The sequence below is a fragment of the Streptomyces sp. NPDC047061 genome (assembly GCF_040643955.1).
Classification (GTDB): domain Bacteria; phylum Actinomycetota; class Actinomycetes; order Streptomycetales; family Streptomycetaceae; genus Streptomyces.
Genome location: NZ_JBEYVI010000022.1, coordinates 13501 through 27905, shown reverse-complemented (window position 1 = coordinate 27905; position 14405 = coordinate 13501). Strand labels below are relative to the sequence as shown.

The window sequence follows — 14405 nt, the reverse complement described above, 5'->3', positions numbered from 1 at the left end:
TGCGGACGGCCCTCGATAACAGAAAAACAGCCCTCGGCACGGATCCGCCGGAAATCGCTTTCCCCCTTGTCGCGTCAGACCCGTTGACCCACGCGTAACACACCCTTACCTTTTCGGCGATCACAACGTTCGTCATGACAGATGCAGTTCGGTAGGTCGAACGACTTTCCTTCCCCCGAGGAGCGTGTGTAGATGAGACGTGCGTACGCGATCCTGCTGTCCCTCTGTCTGGCGGTGATCGGCGCCCTGGCCACCGCGGGACCGGCCGCGGCCGCCTCCCAGACGGTCACCAACGGCACCCAGTTCACCGACACTTCGGGGAACGTCGTCCACGCCCACGGCGGCGGGGTCATCAAGGTCGGCAGCTACTACTACTGGTTCGGCGAGGACCGCAACTCCGACAACACCTTCAAGTACGTGGACGCCTACCGTTCCACCGACCTGAAGACCTGGGAGTTCCGCAACCACGTCCTCACCCAGTCCTCCGCCTCCGAACTCGGCACCGCCTACATCGAGCGCCCGAAGGTCATCTACAACGCCTCCACCGGCAAGTTCGTGATGTGGATGCACAAGGAGAACGGCGTCGACTACAGCGAGGCCAAGGCCGCGGTCGCCGTCTCCGACACCGTCGACGGGAACTACACCTACCAGGGCAGCTTCCAGCCGCTCGGCCAGTACATGTCCCGGGACATCACGACCTTCGTCGACACCGACGGCACGGCCTACATGGTCTCCGCCGCCAACGAGAACTACGACCTGCAGATCTACAAGCTCACCAGCGACTACACCGCCATCGACAGCCTGGTCGCCAACCCCTGGGCCGGCGGCCACCGCGAGGCCCCGGCGCTCTTCAAGCGCAACGGCGTCTACTTCATGCTCACCTCGGGCGCGACCGGCTGGAGCGCCAACCAGCAGGAGTACGCCACCGCGACCTCCCTCGCCGGCCCCTGGACCTCCTGGACCAACGTCGGCGACTCCACGGCCTACAACTCCCAGACCGCGTACGTCCTCCCGATCACCGGCACCTCGGGCACCTCGTACCTCTACATGGGCGACCGCTGGGGCAACTCCTTCGGCGGCACGGTCAACGACTCCCGTTACGTCTGGCTGCCGTTGACCTTCCCGACCACCACCTCGATGTCGATGTCCTGGTACCCGGAGGTGTCGATCGACACGGCGGCCGGCACGGTCGGCGGCACCAGCGCCACCTACAACACCCTGATCGCCCGGCACAGCAGCAAGTGCGCCGACGTGCCGAGCCAGTCCCTCTGGGAGGGTGTCGCGATCAGCCAGTACACCTGCAACAGCGGCACCAACCAGAAGTGGTGGTTCAAGGACCTCGGCACCGGCTACTACGAGCTGATGGGGCGCGGCAGTTCGCTCTGCCTCCAGGAGAACTCCACCAATGTCACCCAGGAGGACTGCACCGGCGCCACCGCCCAGCAGTGGTCGGTCGTCACCTCCGGCTCGTATGTCAACATCAAGGCCCGTACGACCGGTGAATGCCTGGACGTGAACGGCGCGTCCACCGCCAACTCGGCCGCGATCATCACGTACACGTGCAACAGCGGCACGAACCAGCAGTGGACCCGCGGGACCTGAGGATGAATCAGAAACGAGTCACGCCAGCAGGTCGATCGCGTCGATCGAGGTGCCGGCGCTGAGGAAGGACGTCGTCCCCGAGCCGCTCGCCACGTAGATCTTCAGCGTGTTGTAGGCGCTGGTGTCCGTCAGCCAGGCGGACGCCGGAACGCTGTAGGTGAACGTGTAGTTGTTGCCCCGGTACGAGCCCACGGTCAGTGACCGGGTGCTCGGCTGGGTGGGCGGGGAGGGGACGGCGGAGGTCCAGGTGTCGTTGACGACGACCTGCGGCCTGCCGTTCGCGTAGGCCGTCGTCACGCCGATCCTGAGGGTGTGCGCGGCGGCGGCCTGGGCGGCCGTGAGCTTGAAGTACACGATGATCCCGCTGTTGACGTCCTTCCACAGGTAGCAGGGGAAGGCCGAGGTCTCGGTGCCGCTCCCGATGACCACGTTCCCGGTCCAGGACGCGGCCCGGACGTCCGACGGGTGTGCGTACGTCATCAGGTCGGCGTTCTTGAACCCGCCGGGAGTGCCGTCCCAGTTGTTGATCCGCCAGATCGCGGACGCGTTGCCGGGATCGTTGGAGGACGGGACGGCGATGGTGTTGAGGGTGGTGGTCGCGCCGGCGGAGACGCTCACCGAGCCGGCGTAGACGGCCAGTTCGCCCTTGAAGACGGTGAGGGTGTACGTCCCGGGCAGCACCCCCGCGATCGAGAAGTAGCCGTCCGAGGAGCGCGCCGAACCCCAGTACTGCGCCGCCGAGTTGGCGAGCCCCACGGTGTACGCGTAGGCCGTGTCCCGCCCCGAGATGCCGACGCCGGCCACCCGCCCGCGTCCGCTCGCGGCCACGTACCCGGAGATGCCCAGCGAGTCCGCCCAGGACGTGGTGAGGGTGCCCGGGTACAGGGACGAGGAGGGTGCGCCGCCGTCCGTGAGGGCGATGACGTACGGGCCCTGGAGGCCGTAGCGCTCCGCCTCGGTCTGGTTCTCGCCGTAGTACAGGATCTCGTACAGGCCGCCGCCGTCGGCGCTCTGGTGGCGCAGCAGCGAGCGGTAGAACGGGCCGCCGGAGGCCTTCTCGTGGTTGCTGCGCACGATCCACAGGCCGACGCTGCCGGTCGTCCAGCCGATGTAGCCGTAGTCCATCACCCGCAGCTTCGAGTAGTGCTTGGCGCGGGTCTGGCCGTCGGACTTCTCGAAGACGTCCGCGGACTCGATGACGGTGGGCGCGTAAGTGTAGGAGTCCGGCTCGTCGTTGAGGAACAGGCCCGCCTTCACGCGCACGATGTACCGGGTGGCGGAGACGGACGAGTCGGCCTTGTTGGTCCACAGGTAGACGTTGTTCTCGCCGCTGCGGGCCGCGTAGTAGTGCTTCAGCGTGCCGTACGCGACGGAGACCAGGATCGTCGAACCCGACTGGGCGATGGTCACCGTGGAGGTGCCGAGGCCCGACTCGACGTGCGAGTTCTTGCCGCCGTAGCCCTGGTACTCGGTGCCCTTGTAGACCAGCGAGGTCAGGTCGCCGTTGGTCTTGCTGACCTTGAAGACGAGACTGGCTCCGGTGTCCACGACGTAGTTGGAGCCGTCGTCCGACCAGCCGAAGCTCGCGGCCGAGGCGGTGGTGGCGAGCGGTCCGGCGAGGGCGGCGGTACCGGCGGCGGCCGCGCTGCCGAGGACGAAGGTGCGGCGTCCGAGCGGTCTCCCGGTGGATCCGGACATGGGGGTGCCTCCTTCGGTGGGGCGGGGGTGCGGGTGTCTGTGAGAGTGACAGTTGAATCGATTTCGCGAAAGGGCTTTCGCTTTCCTGGAGTTGGCAATCCCGTGAAAACGGTCCAAGGTCTAGAAAGCGCTTGTGGATGACGGTACGGTCCCCGCCAGACCCTGTCACCGCGACGGAGGAGTCCCGGGTGAGACGTTTCAACGGTGTTCGCGTCGCCGCGCTCGCGGTGGTCGTCCTCGGCACCTGCCTGACGGCCGCTCCCGCCGCCGGGGCCCACGACCGGCAGCCGCCGCTCGGCATCGGGAACTGCACCGCCACCGCCTGCCACTTCGACGTGCCGCCGGGCGACTACGACGTGACCGTCCGGCTCGGCGGCGCCGCCGCGTCCAGCACGAGCATCAGCGGCGAGACCCGGCGCTCCCTCCTCCCCGAGACGGCCGCGGCCGCCGGCCGGCACGTCACCCGCGGCTTCACCGTGAACGTCCGCACCCCCGAGGGCGAGCCGACGGGCCCGGACGGAACCCCGGGCCTGGACCTGGCCATCGGCGGCTCCGCCCCCGCACTCGCCGGCATCCGGGTCACCCCTGCCTCCCGGCACACCCGGCAGATCCTCCTGGTCGGCGACTCCACCGTCTGCGACCAGCCCGCCGACCCCTACTCCGGCTGGGGCCAGCAGCTCCCGCAGTTCCTGCGCAGGGGCGTCGCCGTCGCCAACTACGCGGACTCCGGCGAAAGTACGGTGACCTATCTCCAGAACCCCCAACTCTGGGGTAACGTCGAGCAGTTGATCCGCCCGGGTGACCTGGTCCTGATCCAGCTGGCGCACAACGACAAGACGACGGACGAGGCGACCTACCGCGCGAACCTGGAGACACTGGTGGCGGGCGTACGGGAGAAGGGCGGGCGGCCGGTGCTGGTCACACCCATCGTGCGCCGCTGGTTCAATGCCGACGGCACGCTGAACAACGACATCGCGCTTCTGGTCAACGGGCTCGGCGTCAATCATCCTGAGGTGATCCGCTCGGTCGCCGCCGCCGAGGACGTTCCGCTGATCGACCTCACGGCGAAGACCAAGGCGCTGGTCGAGTCCCTCGGCGTGGAGGGCTCCAAGGCCCTGTACCTGTACAACGAGAAGAAGGACAACACGCACACCTCCGCGTACGGCGCCACCGTCTACGCGGGCCTGGTGCGTGACGAGCTTCTCGCCCGGCACCTGGTGCCCCGGGGCACCGTGCGGGCGGGATGAGCCCCTGGGGCGCCCCGACCGGAACCGGGGCGCCCCAGGTTCCAACGCCACGAGCGCCTGGAGCGCCACGAGCGCCTGGAACGGTACGAGTGCTTCGTGCGGTACGAGCGAGAAAGAGCCCCGATGCAGCTGCCTCCCGAGGACCGCCGTTCCAGCCCGCGCACCGGCTACACCCGCGCCCACTGGGAGACAGCGGCCGACACGCTGCTCGCCGCCGTGGAGCCGTACGCCACCCCGGACCGTGCCCTCTACCACCTCCCCGGCGACCACCAGAGCTGGTCGGGGCGGCTCTCCGACGGTCTGGAGGGCTATGCCCGCACCCTGCTCCTCGCCGCCTTCCGGCGCGACGAGACCGTGCTCCAGCGGTACGCGGACGGACTCGCGGCCGGCGTGGCGGGCGTCTGGCCGCGCATCGAGGACCGCAGCCAGCCGCTGGTCGAGGCCGCCTCGGTCGCCCTCGCCCTGCGCCTGACCCGCCCGCTGCTGTGGGACCGGCTCGACGACGCCGTACGGCAACGGGCGGCGGCCTGGCTCTCCGACGCGCTGACCGCCGAACCCTGGCCCTGCAACTGGGAGCTGTTCCCGGTCACGGTCGGCGGCTTCCTGGCCGAGGTCGGCCACGAGCCCGAGGCCGCGCACAAGGCGGTCGACCACGGCCTGGCCCGGATCGAGGACTGGTACGTCTCGGACGGCTGGTACACGGACGGCGACGGCCGCAAGTTCGACTACTACAACGGCTGGGCGATGCACCTCTACCCGGTGCTGCACGCCTGGCTGGCCGGCGACGAGCAACTGCTCGACCTGTACGGCGGCCGCCTGGAACGCCATCTCGCCGACTACGCCCGCCTGTTCGGCGGCGACGGCGCCCCCATGCACCAGGGCCGCTCCCTGACCTACCGCTTCGCGACCACGGCCCCGCTGTGGCTGGGCGCGCTCACCGGCCGTACCCCCCTGTCCCCCGGGGAGACCCGGCGACTGGCCTCCGGGGCACTGAAGTACTTCCTCGACCGGGACGCCCTGGACGACCGGGGCCTGCTGACCCTCGGCTGGCACGGCCCCGACCCCGCCGTCCTGCAGGGCTATTCGGGCCCCGCCTCCCCGTACTGGGCGAGCAAGGGCTTCCTCGGCCTGCTGCTCCCACCGGACCACGAGGTGTGGACGGCACCGGAGGAACCCGCCCCCGCGGAACGCGCCGACGCGGTCACCCCGATCACCCCGGCCAACTGGCTCCTCCAGTCCACGAGTTCGGACGGAATCGTCCGCCTCCACAACCACGGCAGCGAGGACGTCCGCTACGACCCGTACTACACCCGCCTCGGCTACTCGACCGTGACCGGGCCCGCCGCCTCGTACGACAACAGCGTGATCGTCGGCGACGACCCGAGCCGTACGCACATCGAGCCGCTGGGCGTGGGGGAGGGCTGGGCCGCCTCGCGGCACTCGGCCGGCGCGGGAGCCCGGGTGACCAGTGCGGTGCTCGTGCACGGGGCCGTGGAGGTGCGGGCCTTCCGGGTGACGGGGGCGCCGCCCGGAACCCCGGTGCGGGTGACCGGCTGGGCCGCACCGGAGGGTCTCCGGGCCGAACTGCTGCCCGCCGTGGGCCTCGACGACGCGCTGACCGGGGTCACGGGGGAGGCCGCGACCCTGTTCGTCGCGCTGAGCCGGCTCACCGGCGCGCCGGACGCCGCACCGCTCGGCGGGACGGTGACCGTACGCGCCGAGGGCGACCGGGAGCTGACGGTGCTGTGGAGCGGCGGACCCGGCCTCCGGGTCAGGTGGCAGGCGTCCGGCGTGGAGGTGGAGCACCCCGCGCAGGGCTGAGCCGCTTCCGGTGTCGGTGTCGGCATCGTGCGCTGGGCGTGGAAAGGGGCACGGCGGCGCGCGTCACGGGGTGAGGCGGGCGATCCGCAGCGTCGTCGTGGTCGGTGAGGCACCGGTCAGCGGGCTGCCGTAGGCCGGGGTGACGGGTGCGTAGGCCCAGGTGAGGGTGCCGTCCTTGAGGACCGCGATGTCACCGGTGAACCGCGCGCCCACCACCTTGCCGGCACCGACGAACCTGCCGGTCCAGTCGACCAGCCGCAGGTGCGTGCCCGTGAAGGTGCCGGTGCAGGTGCCCGCCGAGCACTTGGCGTTCTTCAGGGACTCCCAGGAGAGCAGGAGCTTGTCCTTGCCGTAGGGCGCGAGGTGCACGTTCACGTTCTCGACGGTCTTGGCACTGGTGAGGTAGACCGCCTTGCCGGGGCCGGAGTTGCGGTTCTTCAGGAACGCGATGGCGACCTGGTGGGTGGCGGTCTTCGGGGTGACCGTCCAGCCGCGGCCGCTGCTGTCGTCCGGGTTCTTCTTCGCGGAGGCGGCGCCCCGGGAGGCGAACGCGGTCGCGTACCTGCCGGTGGCGGACTTCACCAGATCGCCGGTGCGGCCGGGGAAGGTACCACCGCAGTACCCCGCCCAGCACTGCTCCCGCTGGACCACCGGGGCCACGTCCGGGGCACCGATGCCGGTGGAGACGAACAGGCCCGAGCGCCAGTCGTCGAAGCAGAGCGAGGTGAAGGCGCCGGAGGTCTCGGCGTGCAGGGCGATGCCCTCGTTGTGGCTGCACCCCCAACTCCAGCCGCCACTCAGCTTCCTGCCCCCCGCGCTGACGTACGACAGCTTGTCGCCGAAGTGCCCGTCGGCGAAGCCGCCCGCGCCGTGCACCACGAAGTAGGCGCCGTACTTGGAGCCGTTCCAGGTGAGCTGGCCGTCGAGGGTGGGGGAGGTGTCGTGGGAGGCGGTGCCGGTGAGCTTGGTGGTCCAGGTCCGCTTGCCGCCCGTGTAGCGGACGATCGCGGCCGCGGTCTCCTTCCACTTGTTGGTGTCGGCGACCCGGGTGAGCAGCGCGAACCCGTTGGTGTGGGCGACCAGGCCGCCCACCTCCTTGGCGCCCTTGACCACCGTGTCGGCGCCGGACCGCTTGCCGGCCGCGGTGAGCGGGGTGACGTGGACGCCGTCGGCGGCGGGCCAGGCGACCCGCAGGGTGCCGTCGGGGGCGACCGCGGTGGCGGTGCGGTTCCACTCCCGGGTGTTGTTGTAACCCGCCGAGAGGTAGGGGTACTTGGCGGTGAGGGTCACCGCGGTGGACGTGACCTTCAGGCCCGTGGTCGTGGCCGCGCCTGCGGTGGCGTACCAGGCGCCGGCCAGCAGACCGCCGGCCGCGAGGAGTCCGACAGCGGGCTTGCGGTAGGCGTGGACCCGGCGGTGACGTGTGGTGCGTGGTGCGGAAGTCATGCCCTGTGGTTGCCGCCGGGTCCCGGAAGGTTGCCGTGCCTGGGGACGTCTCCGCTAGGGCCGGTCGGTTCCGAGGGCGTTCCCCAGGAACGTCGTGGCCTGGTCGATCGCGCCGCGGGTGGCCTCCGACTGGCTGAGCGAGTTGAGCAGCATGAAGTCGTGGACCGTGCCGTCGTAGCGCACCGTGGTCACCGGGACGTCGGCCGCCCGCAGCTTGGCGGCGTACGCCTCGCCCTCGTCGCGCAGCACGTCGGCCTCGTCGACGATCAGCAGAGCGGGCGGCAGGCCGGAGAGCTGCTCGGTGGTGGCCTGGTTGGGCGAGGCGGTGATCTCCGCGCGCTTGGCCGGGTCGGGCGCGTAGGCGTCCCAGAACCACTCCATCAGCTTGCGGCTCAGGTAGTAGCCGGTGGCGAACTGGTCGTAGGAGCCGGTGTTCATGGCCGCGTCCGTGACCGGGTAGTACATCGACTGCTGTACGAACGTGACGTCACCGCGCTCCTTGGCCATGAGGGCGAGGGCGGCCGTCATGTTCCCGCCGACCGATTCCCCGGCCACCGCCATGCGCTGTGCGTCCAGCCCCTTGGCCGCTCCCTCGCGGACCACCCACTGGGCGGCGGCGTAGCCCTGCTCGATGGCCACGGGGTAGTGGGCTTCGGGCGACGGCGTGTACTCCACGAAGACCACGGCCGCCTGTGCGCCGACCGCCAGCTCCCGCACCAGGCGGTCGTGGGTGCCGGCGTTGCCCAGGACCCAGCCGCCACCGTGCATGTACAGCACGACGGGCAGCATCCCGGTGGCGCCCTGCGGTTTGACGATGCGTACCCGTACGTCGCCCACGGCGGCCGGCACGGTGATCCACTCCTCGTCGACCGGCAGTTTGTCGATCGGTGCGGCCTGGAGGTCGTCGAGGACCTTGCGCGCGGCGGCGGGATCCAGCTCGTACAGGAACGGGTGGTGCGAGGTCGCCTCGGCGAGTGCCCGTGCTTCGGGTTCGAGGACGATCGAGGAGGTCTGAGCAGCCATGGGAATGCTCCCTGGGGAAATCCGAGAACGGCATGGTCGGGACGTCCGGGAAGGGCATGGCGCCGAGCGCACAAGGCCGACGGGCGTCGCGACGCGCCGGCGCCGTGCGGTGGCCGGCGGAGCTCGCGCCCTGCGTCAGGCCCTTGGCGAAGACCTACTGTCCACCATAATCACGGCCCCTGCGCCGCTGCATTCCAGGTGTGCGGCCGGTCGCTCTGTGTCATCCCCGCCGCGTCACCCGGTCCCGAGCAGTGTCTCCCGCACCCGGTCGGCGAACCCGGCCGGGTCTTCGAGGACGCCGAGGTGCCCGCCGGGGAACTCGGTGAAGGCCGCGCCGGTGTGCCCGGCGACGGACTCCGCGGTGCGGTGCAGGAGTTGGCCCTTCGACTCGGCTCCGGCCGCGATCGCGAGGCGGGGCAGCGCGGCCGGTGGACGGTAGGCGGTGAAGGGGCGGAGGACATGGGCGAGGAAGACGGCCATCGGGGTCCCGGGGGCCGGGCGCGCCGCGTCGAGCTGCTCGATCAGCTCGGTGCGCAGCCGCTCCCCGTCCGGCAGCAGCGTGACGCACGGGGGCTCGTGCGCGACGACGTGCCGGAGCCGGCCGGGGTGGCGGGCCAGCAGGTCGAGGGCGGCGATGCCGCCGGAGCTGGTCCCGAAGACGTACGCCGAATCGCCCGGCGTCAGTACCTCCTCCAGCACCCGGTGCGCGCCCTCGCTCCAGTCCGGCACGGTCTGGTCGGCGACCGGATCGCCCAGGCGGCCGTGGGCGAGGCCCAGCGGGTCGTACGTCACGACCGTGAAGTGCCGGGCCAGATGCTCCGTGAAGGGGCCCAGGCCCATGGGGTGCCCGGCGCCGCCGGGGAGCACGAGCAGCACGGGGCCGCTGCCGGTGACGTCGTAGTAGAGGTCAGACATGGTGGTCGGTCTCCTCGCGGGGCCAGTTCTCCAGTGCGATGTGCAGGGCGTCGACCGCCCGGTCCCAGGAGGCGCGGACATCGCGAGGGGCGTTGAAGCCGCCGCAGGCCTCCAGGGCGCAGTAGCCGTGGAAGGTGGCGCGCAACAGGCGTACGGCGTCGGTGAGATCGGGTTCGGCCAGGCCGTAGCCGCGCAGCATGCCGTAGGTGATCTCGACGGTGCGGCGCATGGCGGGGGTGTCGGCGTCGACGAGGGCGGGGTCGATACGGATCTGGGTGGCCGCGTAGCGGCCGGGGTGGGTCAGGGCGTACGCGCGGTAGGCGTCGGCGTAGGCGGCCAGGGCGTCCCGTCCGGACCGTCCGGCCACGGCGACGGCGATCCGGTCGATCATCTCGCCGCCCGCCAGGAGCGCGAGCCGGTGGCGCAGGTCCCGGAGGTTGCGGACGTGCGCGTAGAGGCTCGCGTCCCGTACGCCGAAGCGCCGGGCCAGCGCGGACAGCGAGACCTGCTCGAAACCGGCCTCGTCGGCCAGCTCGGCCGCCGCCGCGACCAGCCGGTCGGCGGTGATTCCGGCACGGGCCATGTGACACCTCCCCTGGATTCCCTAGACAGAATCCTAGGGGCTCTAGGTTTTGGTCGTCATGCGATTTATCGCGAGGCGTCCGGCCGGGGTACCGGCATAGGGTTGCCGGGGAGACGGGAGGGGGAGCCGTGGCGAATGAGGCGCGGCGCGTGGAACGGGCGGCGCGCGAGCGGACGGCGGACGGTCGACCGCTCTGGAAAGACCGGGACTTCGGGTTCTTCTGGCTCGCCCAGACCCTCTCCGTCCTCGGCGACTCCTTCAGCCTGATCGCGCTGCCCCTGCTGGTCCTCCAGGCGACCGGTTCGGTGGCCCGGATGGGTCTGCTCACCGGCGTCGGCGGGGCCGCGATGGTGCTGGCGGCGGTCTTCGCCGGCGTGGTCGTGGACCGGGTCGACCGGCGCAAGCTCCTCATCGCCTGCGACCTGGTCCGCATGGTCCTCTACGGCCTGGTCCCGCTCGTCTGGCTCGCCGGACCGCAGCTCTGGCTCCTGTACGTGGTCCTGCCCCTGTGCGAGGCCGTCGGCATGCTCTTCGCCGTCGGGTACGTCACCGTCGTCCGCGGACTCGTCGGGCCCGGCCGACTCACCGAGGCCAACGGCCGGTTGAACGCCACCGCGGCCGCGGCCGGCGTGCTGGGACCGCTCGGCGCCGGCCTGGTGGCCGCCCGGACCGGGCCCGCCGACGCGGTGGCCGTGGACGCGGTCAGCTACGCGGTCTCGGCCTGCTGTCTGCTGTTCGTGCGGGTCCGGGAGCGCGCCGCGGACGACGGGCCGGTCAAGGACACGGGCCTGTGGCGCGACCTGCGCACCGGGCTCTCGTACCTGTTCCGCCACCCCGTCCTGCGCTCGCTCGCCGCTCTCCTCGCCGTGTTCAGCTTCCTCAGCCTCGGCGTCACCGACCTGGTCATCTACCACCTCAAGCACGACCTCGGACACGACGACGGCACGGTGGGGACGGTGATGGCCGTCGGCGCGGTCGGCACGATCGCCGGGGCGCTGCTGGTCGCCCGGGTCCGGCGGCGGCTGGGTTTCGGGCCCACCTGGATCGTCGCCACCGCGGTGTGCGGACTGGCCTTCGCCGGGCTCGGCCGGGCGCACACGGTCCCCGCCGTGGCCGCCCTGAGCGCGCTCTACCTGGCCTGTCTGGGCATGGCGGGCACCTGCTCCATGTCACTGCGTCAGGAGATCACCCCCGAACCCCTCCTGGGCCGGGTCACCTCCGCCTACTGGACCCTCCAGTACTCGGTCGCCCCGGTCGGCGCCGCCGTCCTCACCTGGGCCGCCGAACAGTACGGCACCGCCCGCGTGGCCGCCGTGGCCGGAGCCTGCTGCACCCTCGTCGCCGTCGTCGGCCTGTGCACCCCGGTCCGGGGCGCGCGGCACGGCTGACGCGCGAGCGTGACGTCAGCCGTTCACCCCCGTGTAGTGCCCCAGCGCCCACCGCCACAGCCACCGCGCGGCCAGGTAGGCGAGCAGGCCCAGGAGCGGGGAGGCGGCCGCCAGCCAGTAGGGAGCGCCGGTGGAGTGGCCGTGGCCGGTGAGGACGGCCGCCGGGAAGTAGGCGACGAAGGCGAGCGGCAGGCCGTACGTGAGGAAGCCGCCGACCGCCCTAGGGAGGACGTTGAGGGGATAGCTGCCGAAGGTGCCGAGGAGCTCCTCCAGCCAGCGGCCCCAGTAGTCCGCGGCCGGGAAGCGCAGCGAGGCCGACGCGACGACGGTGAAGAGGGCAGCCTCCAGGAGCATGCCGCCGAGCACCGCCGCGACCAGGTACGCGATCCGGCCCGGCGTCCAGTCCAGGTGGCTGCGGCCGAGCGCGCCCGCCATCAGGCCCACCGCCACCGTCAGGTCGCCGATCGCGTTGGTCGGGAAGAACTCCAGCTGGACCTGGCGGTAGACCGGCATCGGGCGGAGCAGATACGCGTCGATCTTGCCCTCCTGGATGTGCCGGCCCAGGCCGTGCACCCGGCCCAGGAACAGCACGAACAGGCCGTGGGCGAGCATCCGGGTCGCCGGGATGAGCAGGACGTCCGAGCTGTCCCAGCCGCCCATCCCGGCGAACCGGGTCAGCAGCACGGTCGCGAACACGATCACCGACACCTGCCAGACCGCGCCGATCGCGATCATCATCAGGAACTCGGTGCGGTACTCCAGCTGGGCACGGAAGTTGAGCTGCGTGACCCGCCAGACGATCCGTACGGCGTTCATGGGCCTCAGCCTCCCTGGGAGACGACTCGACGGGCGGCGCGCCGCCACAGGAAACGGGTGAGGAAGCGCAGCGCCACCAGCCAGCCGGCCTGGACGCCGAGCTGGAAGCCCGCCTCGGAGAGCGGGATGCGGCCCACGTACAGCGACAGCGGCACGTTGAGCGTGGCCTGGAACGGCAGGAAGGAGCTGAGGACCAGGAACCAGTGCGGGAAGAACCACAGCGGGGCGTACACCCCGGACATCAGGTTCTGCGCGAAGATCAGGATCAGCAGGGCGGCCGTGTTGCGCAGCGTCCAGAAGCACAACTGGTCGATGAGCAGCATGACGTAGTGCAGGACCCACTGGCCGAGGAGCAGGCTGAGCGCGAACACCCCCGCCACGGCCGCCGATTCGGGCGGCACCACGACACCCGCCGCCAGGCAGATCGCGTAACCCGTCAACGCCCAGGCAAGTCCGTAGAGTTGCTCGCCCAGGGCGCGCAGCGCGTAGTAGCGGTGCGGGGACAGCGGGCGCAGGTACCAGTAGACGACCGTGCCGTAGTACATGTGCTGCGCGACCGAGTCCCGGCCCGCGTACTGGTCCAGCTCCCGCAGCCGGGAGGCGAGCACGGCCAGCACGGCGAAGGTGACCGCCTGGTCCCGGGAGAGCCCGGCCGTCGTACCGGTCTGGGCGTACAGGCCGTGCCACAGCGACGCGACCAGCACCACCTGCACGGTCAGCCGCAGCAGGGCGGCGGTGATGCGGGGCGGGGTGTACAGCTCGCCGAGCGGGGTGACCCGGGCGGTGCGCCAGGCGTAGGTCAGGGTCGTCATCACGCCGCCTCGGCCTTCGCCCTGGCCTCGGCGTAGGCCGCGCGCATCACGTCCTCCAGGTCCGCCTCGTCCACCGCCACACCGGTCACCTCGTACCGCTCGATGACCAGCTTCAGCGCCTGGTGGACGGTGGGCGCGGCCGGACCGTCCGGGCCGAACACGACCTGGGGCCCGTCATGGCTCACCAGCGCGATGCCCGGCAGCGGACCGACCGGGGTGTGCGGGTCGGCGAGCGTCGCCCGCACCTGCCAGGTCGAGCCGAAGTCCCGGCGGACCTCGTCCAGCGTGCCGTCGAGGACCAGCCGCCCGTGGTTGACCAGCACCACCCGCTCCGCGAGCCGCTCCACCTCGGTCATGTCGTGCGTGGTCAGCAGCACGGTACGGCCGCGCTCGGCCACCTGGTACCGCAGGAACTCGCGGACCTGCTCCTTCACCACCACGTCCATGCCGATGGTCGGCTCGTCCAGGAAGACGACCGGCGGATCGTGCAGCAGGGCGGCCGCCAGGTCGCAGCGGACGCGCTGGCCCAGCGAGAGGTGCCGCACCCGGGTGTCCCAGAAGTCGGAGAGTTCGAGAAGTTCGTCGAACTCCCGCAGCCGCGCCGCGTGTTCGGCCTTCGGCACCTCGTAGATGTCCCGCAGGATCGCGAACGACTCCCGCACCGGCAGGTCCCACCACAGCTGGGTCCGCTGCCCGAACACCGCGCCGATGTTCCGCGCGTTGCGCTCCCGCTCCCGGTACGGCACCACGCCCGCGACCCGGGCCTCGCCGGAGGTCGGGGTGAGGATGCCGGTGAGCATCTTGATGGTGGTCGACTTGCCCGCGCCGTTCGGGCCCAGCAGGGCGAGGAGTTCGCCGGGGGCGACGTCGAAGGTGATGTCGGAGACCGCGTGCTTCTCCACGCGCTCGGGGTTGACCAGGGATCGCAGGGCGCCCGCGAAGCCCGGGCGCCGGACGGTGGTGTGGAAGGTGCGGGACAGGCCGCGGACCTCGATGTTTCCGGCCACGCTGGGGCCCCTCTCGTTCCGTGCACGACGTACGGCCGGTCGGCTTG

The 14405-nt window shown here is 71.2% G+C and carries 12 protein-coding genes; 4 read left to right on the top strand and 8 right to left on the bottom strand.

Annotated features, from left to right (window positions below; genetic code table 11):
* Nucleotides 1-192: 192 nt before the first annotated feature.
* Nucleotides 193-1602: an RICIN domain-containing protein gene (locus ABZ887_RS28120; RefSeq protein WP_361294701.1), complete on the top strand. Its 1410-nt coding sequence runs from the start codon at nucleotides 193-195 to the stop codon at nucleotides 1600-1602.
* A gap of 18 nt (nucleotides 1603-1620) precedes the next feature.
* Here ABZ887_RS28120 and ABZ887_RS28115 read toward each other — a convergent pair whose 3' ends face one another.
* The gene (locus ABZ887_RS28115; protein WP_361294698.1) at nucleotides 1621-3300 is read right to left on the bottom strand and encodes a rhamnogalacturonan lyase B N-terminal domain-containing protein; all 1680 of its coding nucleotides are present in this window, start codon (nucleotides 3298-3300) and stop codon (nucleotides 1621-1623) included.
* A 188-nt stretch (nucleotides 3301-3488) separates the two neighbouring features.
* Between ABZ887_RS28115 and ABZ887_RS28110 the strand changes: the two genes are divergently transcribed.
* Both ABZ887_RS28110 and ABZ887_RS28105 read left to right on the top strand, forming a co-directional pair.
* Nucleotides 3489-4547 carry a rhamnogalacturonan acetylesterase gene (locus ABZ887_RS28110; RefSeq protein ID WP_361294695.1) on the top strand — a complete coding sequence of 353 codons (1059 nt, stop codon included), beginning with the start codon at nucleotides 3489-3491 and terminating at the stop codon, nucleotides 4545-4547.
* A gap of 123 nt (nucleotides 4548-4670) precedes the next feature.
* Complete coding sequence (locus tag ABZ887_RS28105) at nucleotides 4671-6368, top strand: DUF2264 domain-containing protein (protein ID WP_361294692.1); 1698 nt, start codon at nucleotides 4671-4673, stop codon at nucleotides 6366-6368.
* Between the two features lie 63 nt (nucleotides 6369-6431).
* Here ABZ887_RS28105 and ABZ887_RS28100 read toward each other — a convergent pair whose 3' ends face one another.
* From ABZ887_RS28100 to ABZ887_RS28085, 4 genes are all read right to left on the bottom strand, one after another.
* Nucleotides 6432-7814 carry a hypothetical protein gene (locus tag ABZ887_RS28100; RefSeq protein WP_361294689.1) on the bottom strand — a complete coding sequence of 461 codons (1383 nt, stop codon included), beginning with the start codon at nucleotides 7812-7814 and terminating at the stop codon, nucleotides 6432-6434.
* A 54-nt stretch (nucleotides 7815-7868) separates the two neighbouring features.
* Nucleotides 7869-8837 (bottom strand): alpha/beta hydrolase, encoded by a 969-nt coding sequence (locus ABZ887_RS28095; protein ID WP_361294686.1) that lies wholly within the window; start codon nucleotides 8835-8837, stop codon nucleotides 7869-7871.
* 234 nt (nucleotides 8838-9071) lie between these two features.
* Nucleotides 9072-9752 carry an alpha/beta hydrolase gene (locus ABZ887_RS28090; protein WP_361294683.1) on the bottom strand — a complete coding sequence of 227 codons (681 nt, stop codon included), beginning with the start codon at nucleotides 9750-9752 and terminating at the stop codon, nucleotides 9072-9074.
* Nucleotides 9745-10335 carry a TetR-like C-terminal domain-containing protein gene (locus ABZ887_RS28085; RefSeq protein WP_361294680.1) on the bottom strand — a complete coding sequence of 197 codons (591 nt, stop codon included), beginning with the start codon at nucleotides 10333-10335 and terminating at the stop codon, nucleotides 9745-9747. Before ABZ887_RS28085 ends, ABZ887_RS28090 begins: the two co-directional genes overlap by 8 nt.
* A 128-nt stretch (nucleotides 10336-10463) precedes the next feature.
* On the opposite strand from ABZ887_RS28085, the gene ABZ887_RS28080 reads away from it, so the two are divergent.
* Nucleotides 10464-11723, top strand: a complete 1260-nt coding sequence (locus tag ABZ887_RS28080) for an MFS transporter (RefSeq protein WP_361294677.1) — start codon at nucleotides 10464-10466, stop codon at nucleotides 11721-11723.
* A gap of 15 nt (nucleotides 11724-11738) precedes the next feature.
* Here ABZ887_RS28080 and ABZ887_RS28075 read toward each other — a convergent pair whose 3' ends face one another.
* From ABZ887_RS28075 to ABZ887_RS28065, 3 genes are read right to left on the bottom strand one after another with little or no spacing between them, the layout of a single operon-like run.
* Nucleotides 11739-12539, bottom strand: coding sequence for an ABC-2 family transporter protein (locus tag ABZ887_RS28075; protein WP_361294674.1), 801 nt, complete (start codon nucleotides 12537-12539; stop codon nucleotides 11739-11741).
* Nucleotides 12540-12544: 5 nt separating this feature from the next.
* Complete coding sequence (locus ABZ887_RS28070) at nucleotides 12545-13351, bottom strand: ABC-2 family transporter protein (protein WP_361294671.1); 807 nt, start codon at nucleotides 13349-13351, stop codon at nucleotides 12545-12547.
* Nucleotides 13351-14358: an ATP-binding cassette domain-containing protein gene (locus ABZ887_RS28065; protein WP_361294668.1), complete on the bottom strand. Its 1008-nt coding sequence runs from the start codon at nucleotides 14356-14358 to the stop codon at nucleotides 13351-13353. The genes ABZ887_RS28070 and ABZ887_RS28065 overlap by 1 nt, the downstream gene beginning before the upstream one ends.
* Between the last annotated feature and the right edge of the window lie 47 nt (nucleotides 14359-14405).

What these genes read in the sequence shown, in the direction of transcription:
- ABZ887_RS28120 (WP_361294701.1), top strand. Translation starts at nt 193, where the DNA reads ATGAGACGTGCGTACGCGATCCTGCTGTCCCTCTGTCTGGCGGTGATC.
- ABZ887_RS28115 (WP_361294698.1), bottom strand. Translation starts at nt 3,300, where the DNA reads ATGTCCGGATCCACCGGGAGACCGCTCGGACGCCGCACCTTCGTCCTC.
- ABZ887_RS28105 (WP_361294692.1), top strand. Translation starts at nt 4,671, where the DNA reads ATGCAGCTGCCTCCCGAGGACCGCCGTTCCAGCCCGCGCACCGGCTAC.
- ABZ887_RS28100 (WP_361294689.1), bottom strand. Translation starts at nt 7,814, where the DNA reads ATGACTTCCGCACCACGCACCACACGTCACCGCCGGGTCCACGCCTAC.
- ABZ887_RS28095 (WP_361294686.1), bottom strand. Translation starts at nt 8,837, where the DNA reads ATGGCTGCTCAGACCTCCTCGATCGTCCTCGAACCCGAAGCACGGGCA.
- ABZ887_RS28090 (WP_361294683.1), bottom strand. Translation starts at nt 9,752, where the DNA reads ATGTCTGACCTCTACTACGACGTCACCGGCAGCGGCCCCGTGCTGCTC.
- ABZ887_RS28085 (WP_361294680.1), bottom strand. Translation starts at nt 10,335, where the DNA reads ATGGCCCGTGCCGGAATCACCGCCGACCGGCTGGTCGCGGCGGCGGCC.
- ABZ887_RS28075 (WP_361294674.1), bottom strand. Translation starts at nt 12,539, where the DNA reads ATGAACGCCGTACGGATCGTCTGGCGGGTCACGCAGCTCAACTTCCGT.
- ABZ887_RS28070 (WP_361294671.1), bottom strand. Translation starts at nt 13,351, where the DNA reads ATGACGACCCTGACCTACGCCTGGCGCACCGCCCGGGTCACCCCGCTC.